The organism is Bacteroides luhongzhouii, from assembly GCF_009193295.2.
GTDB lineage: Bacteria > Bacteroidota > Bacteroidia > Bacteroidales > Bacteroidaceae > Bacteroides > Bacteroides luhongzhouii.
The window spans coordinates 5,537,094-5,556,885 of the sequence record NZ_CP059973.1; the positions used below are offsets into that span (position 1 = coordinate 5,537,094).

A 19,792-nucleotide genomic window follows, 5' to 3' on the forward strand; every position below is an offset into this window, starting at 1 on the left:
CTATGAGTATTTTTTCTCATAAGGATAAGTACAGTTGAGAATATTTACGGAAGTTTTTTTGATCCACCCTATATCAGCGCACCGGTGTCAGCCCCATCTTCTTAGCCCGCTCCAGCATGAAAGCATGAGCTGCCTCATATTCGTTCGGAATCACTCCATCCAGGATAGCATCCTTTATAGCACTTTTCAGAACACCGACTTCACGACAAGGTTCCAAACCGAAAATCTCCATAATTTCTTCTCCACTCACGGGTGGCTGAAAATTACGGACACGGTCTTTCTCCTCCAAATCCTTCAGTTTTTGTCGAACCAACTGGAAGTTATTCAGGAAACGCTGCTTACGTTCCATATTCTTGGAAGTAATATCCGCTTCACAGAGCATCATCAAGTCATCAATATCATCTCCCGCCTCAAAAAGCAAACGACGTACAGCCGAGTCTGTCACCACATCATCCGCGATAACAATCGGACGCATGTGCAGGCTGACCAGCTTCTGCACGTACTTCATCTTCTCATTCATCGGCAACTTCATCTTGCGGAAGATATTCGGAATCATCTTTTCACCGATAAAGTTATGATTATGGAACGTCCATCCCGCTTTAGGTTCCCAACGTTTCGTGGCAGGCTTGGCAATGTCATGCAGCAAGGCAGCCCAGCGTAACCAAAGGTTATCAGTCTTCTTGCTGATATTATCCAGCACTTCCAATGTATGATAAAAATTATCCTTATGCGAACGTCCGTTCCGGGTTTCCACACCCTGCAAGGCAGCAAATTCCGGGAAAATCAACGACAGCAAACCACTACGTTCCAAATCAATAAAACCTTTTGAGGGAATCGGAGAAAGAATAATCTTATTCAATTCGTCCGCAATACGTTCACGGGAGATGATTTCAATCCGTTCTTTATTCCGGCAAAGCGATTCAAAAGTATCATCGTCAATGTAAAAGCCCAGCTGCGTAGCAAAACGGATGCAACGCATCATGCGCAAAGGATCATCACTGAAAGTGATATCCGGGTCGAGCGGAGTACGGATTGTCTTTTCCTTCATATCCTCCATGCCTCCGAAGGGGTCCACCAGTTCGCCAAAACGTGCTTTATTGAGACATACGGCAAGAGCATTGATCGTGAAATCACGACGGTTCTGATCGTCTTCCAGCGTACCGTCTTCAACAATCGGTTTGCGCGAATCCCGTTGATAAGACTCCTTACGCGCACCTACAAACTCTACTTCCGTACCTCTGTATTTTACTTGTGCTGTTCCGAAATTCTTGAAAACAGAAACATGAGCACCACGTCCCAACCGTTTTCCAAGGGCTTCTGCCATTGCAATTCCACTTCCTACAACTACTACATCTATATCTTTAGAGGGACGTTGCAGAAAAATATCACGAACGTAACCACCTACCACGTAACACTCCATGCCGAGCGCATCGGCCGTTTCGGCTATCTGTCCGAAGATGGGTTCGCTAAAATGCTGCTTCAATTCCTCTTGAGTCAACTCTATCATTCTTTTTAGTTATAAGTTTTGAGGGGACAAAATTACAAAAATAAGGGATATATTTGTATTTTTGCCGCTAATAAAGTGAATGAAGAACAGAACGATGAACAGTGAATGGCAAACGGACACTGCTTATTCATGTAAATAATAAAACTAGTAAATAGAATTTGTGATGAAAAAACTGATTATCCTCTTTTGTGGTACGCTGGCATTAGCTGCCTGCGGAAATGGCCTTGAGAAAAAAGCCAATGAAAAACTGATGGTTGCCAAGGCTGCCTACGAACGTGGCGACTATGAAGAAGCTAAGTTGCAAATTGACAGTATCAAGATTTTGTATCCCAAAGCGTTCGAAGCACGTAAGGCGGGACAGGCACTGATGCTTGATGTTGAAACAAAGGCACAGCAAAAAACACTTGCTTATCTGGACAGCGCCTTTCAAGCAAAAACGAAAGAATTCAACGCCATCAAAGACAAATTCACACTAGAAAAAGATGCCGAATATCAACAAGTAGGCAACTACCTCTGGCCTACACAGACCATTGAGAAAAATATGCACCGTTCGTACCTCCGCTTCCAAGTGAACGAGCAAGGCATCATGAGTATGACCTCTATCTATTGCGGTGCCGGCAATATCCACCACAACAAAGTGAAAGTGATTGCTCCTGACGGCAGTTTTGCCGAAACTCCAAGCTCCAAAGACAGCTACGAAACAACCGATATGAACGAGAAAATAGAAAAAGCTGATTACAAACTGGGAGAAGACGGAAATGTAATCGAATTCCTACATCTCAATAAAGACAAAAATATCCGTGTGGAATATATAGGCGACCGTACCTATAAAACAACGATGAGTCCCACCGACCGGCAAGCCGCAGCAAATGTTTATGAATTAGCGCAAATCCTCTCTGCGATGGAACAGATTAAAAAAGAACAAGAGGAAGCTAATCTGAAAATCGGATTTATCAATAAGAAAAAAGAACGGAAGGCACAGGAGAAAATTACCGACTAATAAAAAGGAAATCCATTTGGCAAAAAGAAAGCTATCCACAGTAACACTCATAACCGTCAAAAGAGAAGCTATTTAGCAGAAAAAGCTATCGGTTAACAATAAAACTGACGGGAATAGTTGTTATTTTTCATAAACGACAACCATTCCCGTCAAATGTATAATGAGTCTCTTTATTCTCTGCGTAGGAGAAAAGGCGTTTCCTGGTATGGAGAAAAGGCGTAGTCTGTCATCATTAAACGGCGTAGCCTGGCAAGCAAAAACGGCGTAGCCTCCACATCCTTATTTTACCCTTCTATTCAATTGATTATTAGCCTTTTCCTGTTTTGATTTTCCGACCCGTTTTCCGGTTGTCTTCTTTTTACCGGCTGCGGACTTTGTCTTTCCGACGAAAGGATTGTTACTTTTTTTGATTGGCATAGACAACACTTATATAAACAGTAGTTATATCTTATTCTTGTTCTTCTTATTCTCCTTCGTAATATTCACCCAAAAACCAGCGAGCCACAAAATCCCAGTTTTCCTGCAACAGCTCTTTCCCGTTCTCAAACGGGAACTGTGCTTCTGACAACAGATCATGTTCCATTCCATATTTCAACAAATCAAACGGGCATAAACCTTCTTCACAAAACAGCTCGTATGCTTCCTCTTCTGCTAGTTCAGCATTGTAAAGCGGGTTGTGTTTGTCAGCAAAATATTCGGCCACGTCAGGACCGATCAACAACCCTTTCGGATTGGCGAAAACCACGAAGTTATCAAACGCGTTCAAATCAGGCAACAGAGAATCTTCTTCATCCTCCCACTTCAATGATTGCACAAAGAAAAATTTCAGCGCATCGTAAGAGTCGAAGTATAAAAGCGGTTCACCTTTGCTTGCTTCAAGAAAACGTTCTACGTTGGCAGGCATTTTTTCTCCCGGCAAAGCTACCGGCAGAGGCATTCGCTTCTTTTGCATCAGTTCCGTTTCCATCAGCCAGTCCGTTGCAAGGTAATCACTGATAGGAGCCAATTCAAACGCAGCATCCAAACGGTTGTATAGCGCATCTGCAAACTCCAGCAAATCTGCGTCCATCGGGTTCTCCACTCCGTCAAAATCATCACCGACCGGTGAATTGATTGCCCACAAAAGGAAAACAACATCTTCACGGTTGATTTCATCCGGCAGATATTCGTCCGTCAAAGCGTAGAAAGGCAGGTAACGTCCGTAGTTTTCCTGATGCCAGTGAATAAATTGACGCCAATTTCCTCCGTCTGCCACACAGTCTTCCAAGTATAAAGCACATGTCAAAGCCACTCGTTTCTGGTCTTCTTCCATGTCTTTCCCACCATATATATACGATTCAGTCACCAATGGCAACAGCTGATTAGCGAAATCCAGATACCACTCATCCGTATCCACCGCCTTTACACGACCGTGAGCATCCAGCCATGCCTTCATATAAATTTTCTGTTGTTTCATACTACAAACGTTTCAAAGCCAGTTTGATAACCTTTTCTACCGGAGCATCCGGCTCTTCCTTCAAGATAGCCAACACCACCTTCTGCGAAGGCGCGGCAGCGAAACCAAGCATTGTCAATGCAGACACTGCCTCTTCCTGCACTTCCGCATTGGCAGGTTGCAGCAACAAACCTGCGGAAGCACCTCCACCGGCAGCAGACATTCCCATTGTTTTTATCTTATCTTTCAGATCGACAATCACCCGTTGTGCAGTCTTCAGCCCGATACCTTTCACCGTTTTCAGCAGATTCGCGTTTTCGGTGCTGATTACGTTCACCAGTTCGGCAGGTGAGAGCGCCGAGAGAATCATACGTGCCGTATTCCCCCCGATTCCGGAAACGGAAATCAATAACAGGAAAATCTCCCGTTCCTGTTTCTCGGCAAATCCGTAAAGCACATACGCGTCTTCCCGAATCGCCTCGTAAATATATAGCTTACAGTTTTTCTTTCCCTGAATAGCCGAATAGGTATTCAAGGATATATTGGCGGCATATCCCACCCCGTTACAGTCAATCACTGCGGTTGCCGGACTCAGTTCGGCAAGTTCGCCTCTAATATATTCTATCATAACAGGGACAAAGATAAAACAATTTCACCACAGAGGACACAGAGGCCACAGAGTTTTTTCGATGTAATACATCACACCCTGATTTGCTTTCATGCGGACCGGTATTGCCTGCTAGTGAAAAAAAATAAAATATTAAAGCGAATGAACCAAAGTTAGTAGTAAATTGTTTACTTTTGCAAGCAAAAGAAAGAAATTTGTTCATTAAAACCAAGAAAAGAATGAAAAAAGTAAGAGCTGCCATCGTTGGTTATGGTAACATTGGGCATTATGTACTAGAAGCGCTTCAGGCGGCACCTGATTTCGAAATAGCCGGAGTCGTTCGTCGTGCAGGAGCAGAGAACAAACCGGAAGAGTTGGCAAACTATGCAGTAGTAAAGGACATAAAAGAGTTGGGGGATGTAGACGTAGCTATTCTTTGCACGCCAACCCGCAGCGTTGAGAAATATGCAAAAGAATATCTGGCAATGGGAATTAATACGGTAGACAGTTTCGATATCCACACTGGTATCGTAGACTTACGCCGCACACTGGATGCTGCCGCCAAAGAACATAAAGCCGTATCGATCATCTCTGCCGGATGGGATCCGGGAAGCGACTCTATCGTACGCACCCTGCTGGAAGCGATTGCTCCGAAAGGAATCACTTACACCAACTTCGGTCCGGGTATGAGCATGGGACACACAGTAGCCGTAAAAGCTATCGACGGGGTGAAAGCCGCTCTTTCCATGACTATTCCTACCGGCACAGGAATCCACCGCCGCATGGTATACATCGAACTGAAAGACGGATATAAATTCGAAGAGGTAGCGGCTGCCATCAAAGCAGATCCTTACTTCGTGAATGATGAAACGCACGTGAAACTCGTTCCGAGCGTAGACGCTCTATTGGATATGGGTCATGGCGTGAATCTCACCCGCAAAGGTGTATCCGGCAAAACACAGAATCAGTTGTTCGAATTTAATATGCGTATTAACAACCCCGCACTGACAGCACAAGTGCTGGTATGCGTGGCACGTGCTTCGATGAAGCAACAACCGGGATGCTACACAATGGTAGAAGTTCCTGTTATCGACCTTCTCCCCGGCGACCGTGAAGAATGGATCGGACATTTGGTATAATATATTTTATACATAAAATAAAAATTGAATAGAGAAAGGTGATGCACCTTTCTCTATTTTTTATCTTTATGAACATACTACAAAAATTTCTTGATTTCCGCAAGCAAGTAGCCAGGCAATACAGTGGAAAAATCATTCTAAAAAAAGAATAAGGGGGAAATGCTTTACGGAAAATAAAGTATCTTTGCGACTCAATATTTTTGTGGCTTAACAATTCAAAAAAAGGAACATTGAAGAACAAACGATACAATAATATAGAAGAATGGGCAAATACCCTTAGTCATGGAATAGGCATTCTGCTTGGAATCGTGGCCGGATATTTGTTATTGGAAAAGGCTTCCGAAAATGTAGAGCCGCAGTGGGCAGTTGCTTGTGTATCTGTCTACTTGGCGGGGATGCTTTCTTCTTATGTCAGTTCTACGTGGTATCACGGCAGCCGTCCGGGAAAGCTGAAAGAACTGCTCCGTAAATTCGATCATGGAGCTATCTATTTGCACATTGCCGGAACCTACACTCCTTTTACCCTGCTCGTTCTGCGGCATGCCGGCGGATGGGGATGGGGAATTTTTACTTTCGTCTGGCTGTCGGCTATCGCCGGTTTCATTCTTAGCTTCAAAAAACTGAAAGAACATAGTAATCTCGAAACTGCTTGTTACGTAGGTATGGGCGCCTGTATATTAGTAGCCATGAAACCTTTGTTAGATCATCTGGCAGAGTTGGGAGCCACTACCGCTTTCTGGTGGCTGATTGGCGGAGGAGTTTCGTATATCGTGGGAGCTGTTTTTTATTCGTTGCGCAAACCATACATGCATGCCACTTTCCACTTGTTTTGTCTGGGAGGCAGCATCGGACATATCATTGCCATCTGGCTGATTCTATAAGGAATAGTAGGGACAAAAAAAAGGCTATCTATCCCAGACAGCCAATCTTTGTTAACCTTAAATCTAATACTATGAAAAACACAGTACAAAGATACGGACTTTTCGGTTATCTCCAAATTTCCGGGGCCAAGCTGCCTAACTTATAACACGGTTTAATAAAAAGCAGAGGTTCGTTAACGTTTAACGCAACAAAGTTAAAAATTAACGAATCGTTTATCAACTATTTAAATGATTGAATGGCCGTTGAAGAGACTTTTCCCATCTGAAATTGAAACGAACATACAAACAGATTCGCCGATTCGTTATATATAGAGAAACTTAAAACTATTACCGGTGTCATAGAGAGCGGTCTTTTCATAGGTTACGATGTCGAAATTATCGTGGCAGAATAAAAGAACGTAAACCGGGAAATTCATTAAAAATTCGGGTAGAATATTACCCCCCATCTCAAAATTAATGAGAAACAGAGACGACTAAATAAATAAGAACTGATAAGGAAAGTTTCAATAAAAGAAACCGAAAGAATGGGTATATTTGCGAAAAATGAAACAAAATCACTGAAAAACAATAAGATAGAAGAGGAAAGTACGAAAAAACAGGAAGAAAAAAAATCAATAAGTCTTAGCAGAACTTGGTACATTCGCGATTGTAAACTTACCATCAATATCAGTGATAGTACCAAGGGTAGTGCCATTCACCAATATTGAAGCACCTACGACAGGTTGTCCATCTTCTTCAGAAGTAACCAAACCGGTAACTCTGGATGTCTGCGCTGTCACCAGACCTATACCTATAAAAAGGAAGGTCATTAAGAACATCAATTTTCTTTTCATAAATTCTCTCTTAAATTTAACCTATAAACAGATTTTTTGTCTCTAACAGGTTGCAAAGATAACACTAATTACGACAGATTAAAAAAAGCGTTACGTTTTTAACTAAAAAATATCATTCTGTAAGCAATAAGCCACCTAAAAATAACAAGTTCAAATATTACATTTCCAAATTAGCTTATTTTAAAAGAAAAGCTCTATCATAAAGATATCGCAAAAAGCCGCCTTTCCAAGAAAAAAAGAACATTATTTCCTCCAAAACGGTATCTTTTTATCATTTTATATCTCCAAGAATACTAAATAACTATTAACAATGATGAAAACTGAAGCGTTCATGTACCAAGTTCTGCTAAAACTTTGCGCATTTCTTATGTAGGAATGATTTCGCAGGACGTTTCCATCAAACCGGGAGTAATAAAAGTCGTATTAAAAAGTGACGCGAAGGCACTGGATGAGGTTGTAGTGACAGCTATGGGTATCTCGCGTGAAAAGAAGGCACTGGGTTACGCCGTTCAGGACGTAAAATCAGATCAGTTGACGCAAGCTGCCAACTCCAATCTGGCAGGAGCGCTGCAAGGTAAAGTATCCGGTTTGGACGTTAAGCCTTCAAGTGGTATGCCAGGAGCTTCTTCACAGATTACCATTCGTGGTGCACGTTCTTTCTCGGGTGACAACACTCCGCTTTACGTTATTGACGGAATGCCGGTAACCAGTACGCCGGACGTTAGCACAGATATACAGAACAATGGTAGTGTGAGCGGGGCAGACTTCGCCAACCGTGCGGTAGATATCGACCCTAATGATATTGAAAGTATCAACATCCTAAAAGGACAAGCTGCTTCTGCACTTTATGGTATCCGTGCTTCCAATGGTGTGATTATCATCACAACCAAAAGTGGTAAAGGACTGGAAAAAGGCAAACCGCAGGTTAGCTTCTCTTCTAATGTCAGCTTCGATGTAGTCGGCCGTCTGCCGGAGTTTCAGAAAACATACGCACAAGGTTCGGGTGGAAAATTCAGTGCCACATCAGGAACCTCTTGGGGACCCAAGATTTCCGAACTTCCCAACGATGCAACATACGGTGGTAACACGGACAACAAATACACTCAACAGTATGGTAAGCAACAAGGAAAATATTATGTTCCTCAACGTGCATCAGCCGGTCTTGACCCATGGGTCACTCCACAAGCATACGACAATGCCAAAGATTTTTTTGATACAGGAATCACTTGGAGCAACTCACTGAATGTTGCACAGATGCTCGAAAAAAGCTCCTACTCTATCTCATTGGGAAATACACATCAGGACGGTATTATCTCAAGCACCGGTATGGACAGATATAATGTAAAAGTTAGTGCCGACACCAAACTGACCAACAACTGGAGTTCCGGATTTACAGCCAATTATATCACTACTTCTATCGACAAGGCAGTGACTTCCGGTAACGGTCTGTTGAGAACGGTTTACGCAGCTCCTCCCAGCTATGATCTTGCCGGGATTCCAAGCCATGTAGACGGTAACCAATACACACAGAACTCTTTCCGTGGTAGCTTTGACAACGCTTATTGGGCGATGGAAAACAACAAATTCACAGAAGATACTAACCGTTTCTTCGGAAATGTATACGCAAGCTATCAGACTGATTTCGGTACAACTAACCACAAGTTGAACGCAAAATACATGGTCGGCGTGGATGCTTACACCACTCACTATGTAGACAGCTACGGATACGGTAGTAACACGGGTGGCGGTCGCGGACAAATCGAAAACTACGGTTGGACGAACGCTACATACAACTCTTTGCTGACCATCAACTACGACTGGCACATCAATGAGGACTGGGGACTGAACGCCGTATTGGGTAACGAAATTATCCAAAGCAACAGAAAGAAGTATTATGAATATGGTACGAACTACAACTTCCCGGGATGGAACCACATCAACAATGCCACTACTCAACAGACAGAGGAAGAGACGTGGAAAAACCGCACGGTGGGATTCTTCGGTAACGTATCGGCTTCTTACAAAAATATGCTTTATCTGACCCTCACCGGACGTCAGGACTACGTATCTAATATGCCACGCAACAACCGCTCGTTCTTCTATCCTTCTATTTCAGCAGGTTTTATCCTGACGGAACTGGATGCATTGAAAAACAATGTTGTTAATCACGCTAAATTGAGAGTATCTTATGCGGAAGTAGGACAAGCAGGAAATTTCCTCGAAAACTACTACTCAACTCCGACATACGGAGGTGGTTTCTATATGCTGACTCCAATCATGTATCCTATGAAAGGTACTACCGCCTATACTCCGTACTACACGATTTTTGACCCGAAACTGAAACCACAGAACACACGTTCGTATGAAGTGGGTACTGACATGAACTTCCTCGATAACTTAATCACATTCAGCTATACATACTCACGTCAGAATGTGAAAGACCAGATTTTTGAAGTGCCTTTGGCTTCTTCTACCGGTGCTAGCAAGCTGCTCACCAACGGTGGTAAGATTCATACCAATACGCATGAATTCACTCTCGGCTTCAACCCCATCCGTACGAAGAATATCAACTGGGATTTTGCATTCAACTGGACCAAAATCGACAACTACGTAGATGAACTGGCACCGGGAGTAGAAAATATCTCTCTGGGTGGTTATGTTACTCCACAGGTACGCGCTTCAGCAGGTGAAAAATTCCCTGTAATCTATGGTGTAGGCTACAAGAGAGATGAAAACGGCAATCGCCTGGTGGACGAAAACGGTCTTCCTATCGCTGGTGAAGCACAGGTAATCGGTAAAGTTTCTCCGGACTTCCTGATGGGATTCAACACCACATTACGCTTATGGAAGTGTACAATCAGTGCAGTACTCGACTGGAAACAGGGTGGGCAGATGTACAGTAGAACAACCGGACTTGCAGACTACTACGGTGTCAGCAAGAGAACGGAAAACCGCGAAGGTACCATCATCTTCGACGGATACAAAACCGATGGAACTAAAAATGATATCGCCATCACTGGTGCAAACGCACAACAGGTATATTACAGCCGTCTGAACGATATCGACGAATCTTCAGTATATGACAACTCTTTCATCAAACTGCGTGAAGTGGCTGTCAACTACAAAATTCTTCAAAAACGTTCAATGGAACTTTCTGTAAACGCATTTGCCAGAAATATCCTAATCTGGGCTCAATTGCCTGACCTTGATCCGGAAGCCAGTCAGGGTAACAACAACATGGCAGGAGCATTTGAAGATTATTCAATGCCGCAGACAGCTAGTTTCGGCTTTGGTTTCAACATTAAATTTTAATCTGCAAGACAATGAAAAAATATAAATCAATAGGAAAATTGCTGGCAGTTTCTTTCTTGACTGCTGCCATTGCTTCTGCTTGTACGGAAGATGCAATGGATAAAATCAATGAAAACCCTAACAATCCGTTGGATGCACCCGCTAAGTTTTTGATAACAGACTTAGGTGTAAACACTGGATTTAGCACTGTGGGAGGAGATTTTTCACTCTATTCCTCTGTTTACATGGAACATGAAACTGGTATATCAAACCAGCTTTACCGTGCGGAAGCACGTAGCGGAGAGCCTACAACGGCTACTACTTACAATAACGCATGGATCAACGTCTACGCAAATATCAAGAACGCTAAAATCGTTATCAAAAAGTGCGAAGAAGATCCCTCGGAAAAAGGAAATGTAGTGACGGAAGCGATTGCTAAAATCTTGCTCGCCTACAACGGAGCAGTGGCAGCCGATGTGTTCGGAAACACACCGTACAGCCAGACTGGTATCCTCAATCCGGACGGCACACCAATGTATATGCAGCCTAAAATAGATACGCAGGAAAGCATTTACCAAGAAGTAATGCAGAATCTGGATGATGCTATCACTCTACTGAATAACGGTACTGCCAAAGATACAGGGTTATCCGGCGCAGTCGGTTCTAAAGATTTGATCTATGGCTCAAACACCAGTACACAAGCAAGTATGTGGCTCAAAACGGCCTATGCGTTAAAAGCACGTTATACAATGCGTTTGCTCAATAAAAGTGCCAACAAGACAACAGATCTTCAGAATATTCTCACTTATGTGAGCAAATCATTTGCTAATGCAAGTGAAGAATGTAAACTGGCTATTTATGATGCTGACTCACAGCTAAATCCGCTTTGGGCCTTTAGCTACAGCCGTAACAGTTTGGCAGCTAGCGCAAGTCTGATTGAAAAATTTGTTGAACGCAATGACCCTAGAGCACCGCAGGCGTTTCTGGAACCCGACCCCAGCGGAAACTTCCCTGCCGGCTATGCAAGTGGTACGCAAGCTACAGACATCGCAAGTATCAAAGCGGCTCCTAACGGAACCCCGCAAGAGTTGCAGAACAATTATGGTATGTCAATGATATCATGGGCAATGTCGGCTCCTACCCTTTTAATCAGTTATCACGAAGTGAAATTCCTCGAAGCAGAAGCATTATGCCGCTTAGGAGGCAGACTGGACGAAGCTAAGACTGCTTTAAAGGAGGCAATCACTGCCGGATTCAAGAATCTGGAAAACTCAATTATAGATGCCGTTGATACTTGGGTAGCAGATGGTGACAGTGATTTGGGTGCAGATGTGGCAGAAGCCTATTTCACAGACGAAGTAGAACCGTTATTCAATGCCAACCCTTTGCAAGAAACAATGATACAGAAATACCTCGCTTTCTTCGGTGCATCCGGCGAATCACTGGAAGCCTATAACGACTACCGTCGTTTGAAAGGTGCAGGAGAAAATTTCATTGTACTGAAAAACCCGTTGAACAACAATAAGTTCCCATTGCGCTTCGGTTATGGAGCAGACGACGTATTGGCAAATCCTGAAGTGAAAGCAGCTTTCGGTGATGGCCAGTATGTATATAGCGAAGCTGTCTGGTGGGCTGGCGGAAACAAATAATGAACTTAAAATCTCTCAAAGGAGAGACTTTACATGGAGTCGTCTCTGTACTCTAACAAATTAACAGAGGCGAACAAAAATAGGCCAACCGTGAGGTTCGCCTATTTTATTTTATCCAATTTCATCAGATGAATGTTCCATACCATTTTTCTACCCGGTCATACTCTTTTTCTACTTTATTCCGTATTTAATGTTTAAGCACCTTTTAAATAAATTTAAAAAATCCCGTACGAATCAATTTCACCACTGCAAATCGGGTAAATATTTGCTCAAAGTAGTGCGGAGAATACTCAAGGTAATAGGTTTTACCAATACTTCAGTTGCTCCTGCGTTCATTGCGTTTTCCTTATCCGAGCTGAAAGCATAGGCTGTCTGCATGATAATAGGAATTTCGGTATTAGACTCACGAATTATCTTCGTTGCCTCCAATCCATTCATCACCGGCATCTTGATATCCATCAGCATTGCTTTGGCTCTTTCCTGATGCTGTTGAAACAACTGCACCATTTCCTGCCCATTTTTAGCCCACTCGATATCACACTTTTTGCCTATGATAGCCTTGATTAATTTAAAGTTGCTGTCATCGTCCTCAGCCACCAAAATTAAGGGTCTGAATTCATTCATTTGTTCGCTTTCCATATCGCTTATATATTGTTTTTTTATCTGTTTTTTTGGATCAATCTCCCTTTTCAGCCCGCAAGTTATAAAAAAGATTCATATATTTCGCTATCTTTGCGCCTCAATTTAAAAGAATAGTATGATTTCTGTTGACGGACTAGCCGTAGAGTTTGGCGGCACTGCTTTATTTAGTGATATATCTTTCGTAATTAATGAAAAAGACCGCATCGCACTGATGGGTAAAAATGGGGCGGGGAAAAGTACGCTGCTGAAAATTTTGGCAGGCGTACGACAACCGACACGTGGAAAAGTTTCCGCGCCCAAAGATTGCGTAGTTGCCTATCTGCCTCAACATCTGATGACGGAAGACGGAAGAACAGTGTTTGACGAAACGGCCCAGGCATTTTCACATCTGCATGAAATGGAAGCGCAGATTGAAAAACTGAACAAAGAGCTCGAAACACGGACGGACTACGAGAGCGACAGTTACATGGCGCTGATCGAGGAAGTGTCTGCCTTGAGCGAGAAGTTTTATTCGATTGACGCGACTAATTATGAAGAGGATGTGGAAAAGGCATTGCTCGGATTAGGGTTCACCCGGAGTGATTTTCAACGCCAGACGAGTGACTTCAGCGGTGGATGGCGGATGCGCATCGAGCTCGCTAAGTTGCTGTTGCAGAAACCGGACGTCCTCTTGCTCGATGAGCCGACGAATCACTTGGATATTGAATCTATTCAATGGTTGGAAGATTTTCTTATTAATAATGGAAAAGCAGTTATCGTAATCAGCCACGACCGTAAATTCGTGGATAATATTACAACACGCACCATCGAAGTGACGATGGGACGTATTTATGATTACAAGGTGAATTACTCCCAATATCTGCAACTGCGCAAGGACCGCCGTGAACAACAGCAGAAGGCTTATGACGAACAGCAGAAATTTATTGCTGAAACAAAGGAGTTCATCGAACGATTCAAAGGAACATATTCAAAGACATTACAGGTACAGAGCCGCGTCAAAATGCTGGAAAAGCTGGAATTGCTCGAAGTCGATGAGGAAGATACTTCTGCATTGCGACTGAAATTCCCGCCTTCACCCCGTTCGGGCAGTTATCCGGTTATCATGGAGGGTGTTGGAAAGGCATACGGAGAAAAAGTGGTGTTCCGCAACGCCAATCTGACGATTGAGCGTGGTGATAAAGTAGCTTTTGTCGGTAAAAACGGTGAAGGTAAATCTACTCTTGTGAAATGTATCATGAAAGAAATTGAGCACGACGGTACACTGACTCTCGGACATAATGTACAAATCGGATACTTTGCCCAAAATCAAGCTTCATTGATGGATGAAAACCTGACGGTTTTCCAAACGATTGATGATGTAGCCAAGGGGGATATCCGGAACAAGATCCGTGATTTACTGGGTGCTTTCATGTTTGGTGGTCCCGAGGAATCGATGAAGAAGGTAAAAGTGCTTTCGGGTGGAGAGCGTACCCGCCTTGCCATGATTAAATTGCTGTTGGAACCTGTTAACCTCCTGATTCTGGATGAGCCGACGAATCATCTGGACATGAAGACGAAAGATATTCTGAAACAGGCTTTGCTGGATTTTGACGGCACACTGATTGTTGTTTCACACGACCGTGATTTCCTCGACGGACTGGTAACCAAAGTGTATGAGTTCGGAAATCAAAAGGTGACGGAACATCTTTGCGGTATCTATGAATTCCTCGAAAAGAAGAAAATGGATTCGTTGCAAGAACTGGAAAAGAAATAATAAATAATAAAAAGAGGATATCGGCTGCAGGCGGAATAAAAGTATTTGTATATTTGCATTTTAAATGCTCTGAAAAAGCTGATAACCTCTAAAAGAAAGGATGAAAGGGAAGAAAAGAATTATAGTAACTCTGCTGTTTTTAATCAACATTATAATGTTGGTGGCAGCCGTTATTCCCCATCACCATCATCCCAACGGAATGATTTGCATGAAGCAGGACTTGCCTGTAGAACAGCAATGTCCCACGCATCATCATCACCCGGGAAACGATTCATGTTGCAGCAGCGAATGTATGACTCGTTTCTACTCTCCTACTCCATCCGTACATACGGATAGCGGACCGGATTACGTATTCATCGCTACCCTGTTCACGGATGTAATCATCGAACATCTACTACGGCCACAAGAGAGACGGATCAAGAACTATTACGTCTACCGAGACTCTCTGCATGGGACGGATATACACCGTGCCACTCCTCTTCGTGCCCCTCCCTACTCTGTTTTTGCGTAAAAGCGTGAATGCAAATCAGTCGCATTTACGTTACCTTATCTTTGTAGCGTACAAAAAACAGTAAAATTTAGTAGGAAAATATCATTATGAAAAAACTTATTTTCGTAGGAATCCTAGGCTTATTCGTGCTGGGTTCCTGTAATAATAGTACCGTCACACACACACACAATGAACACGATCATGCCACAGAAGGACATAATCACGAGGCAGAGGGTTCCGAACATTCTCATGAAGGCAAATGTAACGGAGAACACAACCATGAAGCGGCCGATGAACATAACGAGTCTGTCGAAGCGCACACTGATGAAATCATCCTTCCGAAGGCAAAAGCTGAAGCAGCCGGCGTTAAGGTGAGCGTTATCGAACCTGCACCTTTCCGGCAAGTGATTAAAACCAGCGGACAGGTGCTGGCTGCCCAAGGTGATGAATCGGTTGCCGTAGCTACAGTGGCCGGCGTTGTATCTTTCCGTGGAAAAGTAACGGAAGGAATGAGCGTCGGCAGCGGCACGCCGCTAGTCACCATTTCTTCAAAGAATATCGCCGACGGTGATCCGGTACAACGTGCCCGCATTGCCTACGAGGTATCTAAGAAGGAGTACGAACGTATGAAAGAGCTTGTTAAAAACAAGATTGTATCTGACAAGGATTTTGCACAGGCAGAGCAAAGTTATGAAAATGCCCGCCTTAGTTACGAAGCCCTTTCCAAGAATCATTCGGCTATCGGCCAAAGTATTACAGCTCCTATTGCAGGATATGTAAAAAGCATTCTTGTGAAAGAAGGTGACTACGTGACCATCGGGCAACCGCTGGTGAGCGTAACGCAGAATCGTCGTCTTTTCCTCCGTGCCGAAGTGTCGGAAAAGTATTATCCATACCTCCGTACAATCAGTTCCGCCAATTTCCAGACTCCTTATAATAATCAGGTGTACGAGTTGAAAGCATTGAACGGCAAACTTCTCTCTTTTGGAAAAGCTGCCGGAGACAACTCTTTTTATGTGCCTGTCACTTTTGAGTTCGACAATAAAGGGGAAGTGATCCCCGGATCATTCGTAGAGGTGTTCTTGCTTTCTTCAACGATGGAAAACGTACTTTCTCTCCCACGCACGGCACTGACAGAGGAACAAGGTATCTTCTTTATCTACCTGCAACTGGACGAAGAGGGTTATAAAAAACAGGAAGTAACGATAGGAGCCGACAACGGTAAAAGTGTTCAGATCCTGACCGGAGTGAAGGCTGGCGACCGTGTAGTGACCGAAGGTGCTTATCAGGTTCGACTGGCAAGCGCAAGCAATGCCATCCCGGCACATAGTCACGAACATTAAAGCGGCGAGGTGCCGCAGCCGGATTTTCTTGCGGCGCATCTATCAAGTTATTTATAACTCTCAATTAATGAAATATCATGCTTAATAAAATTATACATTACTCCCTACACAACCGATTGGTTGTAGTCTGCGCGGCCATCCTCCTGCTAATTGCGGGAACGTATACCGCCATGCATACGGAAGTAGACGTATTCCCCGACCTGAACGCACCTACGGTAGTCATCATGACCGAAGCCAACGGTATGGCTGCGGAAGAGGTTGAACAGCTCGTCACTTTTCCTGTTGAAACTGCCGTAAACGGAGCTACGGGTGTACGCCGTGTCCGCTCTTCTTCTACCAACGGATTTTCCGTTGTCTGGGTAGAATTTGATTGGGGAACCGATATTTATCTCGCTCGCCAGATTGTTAGCGAGAAATTAGCTGTGGTCAGTGAATCACTGCCGGTCAACGTCGGTAAACCGACACTCGGACCACAATCTTCCATCTTGGGCGAAATGCTCATTGTCGGTCTGACTGCCGACTCTACTTCAATGCTCGATCTTCGTACAATTGCCGACTGGACTATCCGTCCCCGTCTATTGTCTACCGGAGGAGTGGCGCAGGTTGCCGTGCTCGGAGGAGATATCAAAGAATATCAGATTCAGCTGGATCCCGAACGGATGCGTCATTACGGTATTTCAATGGGAGAAGTGATGGCTGCGACACAGGATATGAACCTGAACGCAAACGGAGGCGTGCTCTACGAATTTGGAAATGAATATATCGTACGTGGTGTACTTTCAACTTCTAAAACAGAGCAACTTGGCAAAGCGGTAGTAAAGACAGTGAACAACTTCCCTGTTACGCTGGAAGATATTGCAGACGTAACCATCGGACCGAAAGCTCCGAAACTGGGAACTGCTTCCGAGCGTGGAAAATCGGCCGTATTGATGACCATTACCAAACAACCGGCTACCAGTACGCTGGAACTGACAGATAAACTGGAAGCATCTTTGAAAGATCTTCAAAAAAACCTGCCACCGGACGTAAAAGTTTCAACGGACATATTCCGTCAAAGCCGCTTTATCGAAAGCTCCATCGGCAATGTGAAAAAATCACTCTTTGAAGGAGGTATTTTCGTAGTAATCGTACTTTTCCTGTTTCTGGCAAATGTGCGCACTACATTGATTTCATTGGTAACACTGCCTCTTTCCCTGCTCGTTTCGATTTTGACCCTACACTACATGGGACTGACAATCAACACCATGAGTCTCGGAGGTATGGCGATAGCCATCGGCTCGTTGGTAGACGACGCCATCGTCGATGTGGAAAACGTGTATAAACGACTGCGTGAGAACCGTCAGAAAGCAGAAGCGGAAAGATTAAGTACACTCGAGGTGGTATTCAATGCTTCGAAAGAGGTGCGGATGCCTATACTTAATTCTACACTGATTATCGTTGTCAGCTTTGTCCCGTTGTTCTTCCTTAGCGGAATGGAAGGCAGAATGTTGGTTCCGCTGGGCGTTGCCTTTATCGTGGCATTATTCGCGTCGACAGTAGTTGCTCTGACGCTGACTCCGGTGCTCTGTTCTTATCTATTAGGAAGCAATAAGACAAACAAGGAACTGAAAGAAGCTCCCCTTGCTCGTTGGATGAAAGGGGGGTATGAAAAGGCATTGACTTGGGTGCTGACACACAAACGAGTGACACTTGGAAGTACGATCGCACTCTTTGTGGTTGCGCTCGGAGTGTTCTTTACACTCGGACGCAGTTTCCTTCCTTCCTTTAATGAAGGGTCATTCACCATCAATATCAGTTCTCTACCGGGTATTTCACTGGAAGAAAGCAATAAAATGGGACAGCGGGCAGAAGAGTTATTGATGACGATTCCCGAAATACAAACCGTAGCCCGAAAAACGGGACGTGCCGAACTGGACGAGCACGCGTTAGGGGTAAACGTTTCCGAAATAGAAGCTCCGTTTGAACTGAAAGATCGTTCGCGCAGTGAACTGGTAGCGGATGTACGTGAGAAATTGAGTACTATCACCGGAGCAAATATAGAAATCGGACAACCAATCAGTCACCGTATCGACGCTATGTTATCAGGTACGAAAGCGAATATCGCTATCAAGCTGTTCGGAGACGACCTGAATAAGATGTTCTCACTCGGTAATCAAATTAAAGGAGCTATCAGTGATATTCCCGGTGTTGCCGACCTGAACGTGGAGCAACAGATTGAGCGTCCACAGCTGAAAATACAACCTAAACGGGAAATGTTGGCTAAGTTCGGTATTACTCTGCCGGAGTTCTCGGAATATGTGAACGTTGCTTTGGCTGGAAAAGTGATCTCGCAGGTTTATGAACAAGGCAAGAGTTTCGATCTGATCGTGAAAGTAAAGGATGATGCCCGGGATGAAATAGAAAAAATCCGCAACTTAATGGTAGACACGAACGACGGCCGGAAAGTTCCTTTGAGCTATGTAGCCGAAGTGGTATCAGCCATGGGACCAAATACGATCAACCGCGAGAATGTAAAACGTAAAATTGTGATTTCTGCCAATGTGGCCGACCGCGATTTGCGTAGTGTCGTAAATGATATTCAGAAGCGCATTGACACATCGGTACAATTGCCCGAAGGTTATCACATCGAATATGGCGGACAGTTTGAAAGTGAACAGGCTGCCAGCCGGACATTGGCGCTGACTTCATTTATCAGCATCGTAGTAATCTTCCTATTATTGTATAATGAGTTCCGTAGCGTGAAAGAGTCTGGTGTCATCTTGCTGAATCTTCCGCTGGCACTGATCGGTGGTGTATTTGCTTTGGTGATTACAACAGGAGAGGTCAGTATTCCGGCTATCATCGGTTTCATTTCCTTGTTCGGTATTGCAACACGTAACGGTATGTTGCTCATCAGCCACTACAATCATTTGCAAAAGGAAGAAGGTTTGAATGTGTATGATAGTGTGATTCAAGGTTCTCTCGACCGTCTGAATCCGATTTTGATGACAGCATTGTCTTCTGCACTGGCACTGATTCCATTGGCACTGGGCGGCGACTTGCCCGGTAACGAAATTCAAAGTCCGATGGCAAAAGTGATTTTAGGAGGATTATTAACGTCTACTTTTCTGAACGGTTTTATCGTTCCGATTGTTTATCTGATGATGCATCGGAAAAAGGCCCAGGAAAGCCTGTAGCGGGTAATGTTTTTCCTCGGAGCCAACCAAATAGATGCCTTATCAT

Annotated in this window: 14 protein-coding genes and 1 pseudogene; 10 read left to right on the forward strand and 5 right to left on the reverse strand. The window is 43.9% G+C overall.

Annotated features, from left to right (window positions below; all coding sequences use genetic code 11):
* Positions 1-73: 73 nt before the first annotated feature.
* Positions 74-1,507 (reverse strand): CCA tRNA nucleotidyltransferase, encoded by a 1,434-nt coding sequence (locus GD631_RS21195; RefSeq protein WP_143257911.1) that lies wholly within the window; start codon positions 1,505-1,507, stop codon positions 74-76.
* Positions 1,508-1,670: 163 nt separating this feature from the next.
* On the opposite strand from GD631_RS21195, the gene GD631_RS21200 reads away from it, so the two are divergent.
* Positions 1,671-2,507 carry an outer membrane protein assembly factor BamD gene (locus GD631_RS21200; RefSeq protein ID WP_143257910.1) on the forward strand — a complete coding sequence of 279 codons (837 nt, stop codon included), beginning with the start codon at positions 1,671-1,673 and terminating at the stop codon, positions 2,505-2,507.
* A 463-nt stretch (positions 2,508-2,970) separates the two neighbouring features.
* Here GD631_RS21200 and GD631_RS21205 read toward each other — a convergent pair whose 3' ends face one another.
* Both GD631_RS21205 and ruvA read right to left on the reverse strand, forming a co-directional pair.
* Complete coding sequence (locus GD631_RS21205; RefSeq protein WP_143257909.1) at positions 2,971-3,963, reverse strand: DUF3843 family protein; 993 nt, start codon at positions 3,961-3,963, stop codon at positions 2,971-2,973.
* Position 3,964: 1 nt separating this feature from the next.
* Positions 3,965-4,570, reverse strand: coding sequence for a Holliday junction branch migration protein RuvA (ruvA, locus tag GD631_RS21210; protein WP_143257908.1), 606 nt, complete (start codon positions 4,568-4,570; stop codon positions 3,965-3,967).
* A 218-nt stretch (positions 4,571-4,788) separates the two neighbouring features.
* Here ruvA and GD631_RS21215 point away from each other — a divergent pair, with 218 nt between their 5' ends.
* The 3 genes and pseudogenes from GD631_RS21215 to GD631_RS21225 all read left to right on the forward strand — a co-directional run.
* Positions 4,789-5,688: a diaminopimelate dehydrogenase gene (locus GD631_RS21215; protein ID WP_143257907.1), complete on the forward strand. Its 900-nt coding sequence runs from the start codon at positions 4,789-4,791 to the stop codon at positions 5,686-5,688.
* A 230-nt stretch (positions 5,689-5,918) separates the two neighbouring features.
* Positions 5,919-6,569 carry a PAQR family membrane homeostasis protein TrhA gene (trhA, locus tag GD631_RS21220; RefSeq protein WP_143257906.1) on the forward strand — a complete coding sequence of 217 codons (651 nt, stop codon included), beginning with the start codon at positions 5,919-5,921 and terminating at the stop codon, positions 6,567-6,569.
* A gap of 296 nt (positions 6,570-6,865) precedes the next feature.
* A pseudogene (locus GD631_RS21225) lies at positions 6,866-6,961 on the forward strand (ribose 5-phosphate isomerase A); the annotation flags it as partial.
* Positions 6,962-7,180: 219 nt separating this feature from the next.
* On the opposite strand, the gene GD631_RS21230 reads toward GD631_RS21225, so the two are convergent.
* Positions 7,181-7,402 carry a carboxypeptidase-like regulatory domain-containing protein gene (locus GD631_RS21230; RefSeq protein WP_143257904.1) on the reverse strand — a complete coding sequence of 74 codons (222 nt, stop codon included), beginning with the start codon at positions 7,400-7,402 and terminating at the stop codon, positions 7,181-7,183.
* A 354-nt stretch (positions 7,403-7,756) separates the two neighbouring features.
* Here GD631_RS21230 and GD631_RS21235 point away from each other — a divergent pair, with 354 nt between their 5' ends.
* Together GD631_RS21235 and GD631_RS21240 are read left to right on the forward strand one after the other, a co-directional pair.
* On the forward strand, positions 7,757-10,714 hold the full coding sequence (locus GD631_RS21235) for a SusC/RagA family TonB-linked outer membrane protein (protein ID WP_143257903.1): 2,958 nt from the start codon (positions 7,757-7,759) through the stop codon (positions 10,712-10,714).
* Between the two features lie 11 nt (positions 10,715-10,725).
* A complete protein-coding gene (locus tag GD631_RS21240) occupies positions 10,726-12,342 on the forward strand; it encodes a SusD/RagB family nutrient-binding outer membrane lipoprotein (RefSeq protein ID WP_143257902.1) in 1,617 nt (538 codons plus the stop codon).
* 240 nt (positions 12,343-12,582) lie between these two features.
* Here GD631_RS21240 and GD631_RS21245 read toward each other — a convergent pair whose 3' ends face one another.
* Complete coding sequence (locus tag GD631_RS21245) at positions 12,583-12,981, reverse strand: response regulator (RefSeq protein ID WP_143257901.1); 399 nt, start codon at positions 12,979-12,981, stop codon at positions 12,583-12,585.
* Positions 12,982-13,099: 118 nt separating this feature from the next.
* On the opposite strand from GD631_RS21245, the gene GD631_RS21250 reads away from it, so the two are divergent.
* The 4 genes from GD631_RS21250 (at position 13,100) to GD631_RS21265 (ending at position 19,746) form a co-directional block, all read left to right on the forward strand.
* Complete coding sequence (locus GD631_RS21250) at positions 13,100-14,737, forward strand: ABC-F family ATP-binding cassette domain-containing protein (RefSeq protein ID WP_143257900.1); 1,638 nt, start codon at positions 13,100-13,102, stop codon at positions 14,735-14,737.
* A 100-nt stretch (positions 14,738-14,837) separates the two neighbouring features.
* Positions 14,838-15,248, forward strand: a complete 411-nt coding sequence (locus GD631_RS21255) for a DUF6769 family protein (protein WP_008024755.1) — start codon at positions 14,838-14,840, stop codon at positions 15,246-15,248.
* A gap of 86 nt (positions 15,249-15,334) precedes the next feature.
* Positions 15,335-16,570, forward strand: coding sequence for an efflux RND transporter periplasmic adaptor subunit (locus tag GD631_RS21260; protein WP_143257899.1), 1,236 nt, complete (start codon positions 15,335-15,337; stop codon positions 16,568-16,570).
* A 77-nt stretch (positions 16,571-16,647) separates the two neighbouring features.
* Positions 16,648-19,746 carry an efflux RND transporter permease subunit gene (locus GD631_RS21265; protein WP_143257898.1) on the forward strand — a complete coding sequence of 1,033 codons (3,099 nt, stop codon included), beginning with the start codon at positions 16,648-16,650 and terminating at the stop codon, positions 19,744-19,746.
* Positions 19,747-19,792: the final 46 nt, after the last annotated feature.

What these genes read in the sequence shown, in the direction of transcription:
- GD631_RS21195 (WP_143257911.1), bottom strand. Translation starts at nt 1,507, where the DNA reads ATGATAGAGTTGACTCAAGAGGAATTGAAGCAGCATTTTAGCGAACCC.
- GD631_RS21200 (WP_143257910.1), top strand. Translation starts at nt 1,671, where the DNA reads ATGAAAAAACTGATTATCCTCTTTTGTGGTACGCTGGCATTAGCTGCC.
- GD631_RS21205 (WP_143257909.1), bottom strand. Translation starts at nt 3,963, where the DNA reads ATGAAACAACAGAAAATTTATATGAAGGCATGGCTGGATGCTCACGGT.
- ruvA (WP_143257908.1), bottom strand. Translation starts at nt 4,570, where the DNA reads ATGATAGAATATATTAGAGGCGAACTTGCCGAACTGAGTCCGGCAACC.
- GD631_RS21215 (WP_143257907.1), top strand. Translation starts at nt 4,789, where the DNA reads ATGAAAAAAGTAAGAGCTGCCATCGTTGGTTATGGTAACATTGGGCAT.
- GD631_RS21230 (WP_143257904.1), bottom strand. Translation starts at nt 7,402, where the DNA reads ATGAAAAGAAAATTGATGTTCTTAATGACCTTCCTTTTTATAGGTATA.
- GD631_RS21240 (WP_143257902.1), top strand. Translation starts at nt 10,726, where the DNA reads ATGAAAAAATATAAATCAATAGGAAAATTGCTGGCAGTTTCTTTCTTG.
- GD631_RS21245 (WP_143257901.1), bottom strand. Translation starts at nt 12,981, where the DNA reads ATGGAAAGCGAACAAATGAATGAATTCAGACCCTTAATTTTGGTGGCT.
- GD631_RS21250 (WP_143257900.1), top strand. Translation starts at nt 13,100, where the DNA reads ATGATTTCTGTTGACGGACTAGCCGTAGAGTTTGGCGGCACTGCTTTA.
- GD631_RS21255 (WP_008024755.1), top strand. Translation starts at nt 14,838, where the DNA reads ATGAAAGGGAAGAAAAGAATTATAGTAACTCTGCTGTTTTTAATCAAC.
- GD631_RS21260 (WP_143257899.1), top strand. Translation starts at nt 15,335, where the DNA reads ATGAAAAAACTTATTTTCGTAGGAATCCTAGGCTTATTCGTGCTGGGT.
- GD631_RS21265 (WP_143257898.1), top strand. Translation starts at nt 16,648, where the DNA reads ATGCTTAATAAAATTATACATTACTCCCTACACAACCGATTGGTTGTA.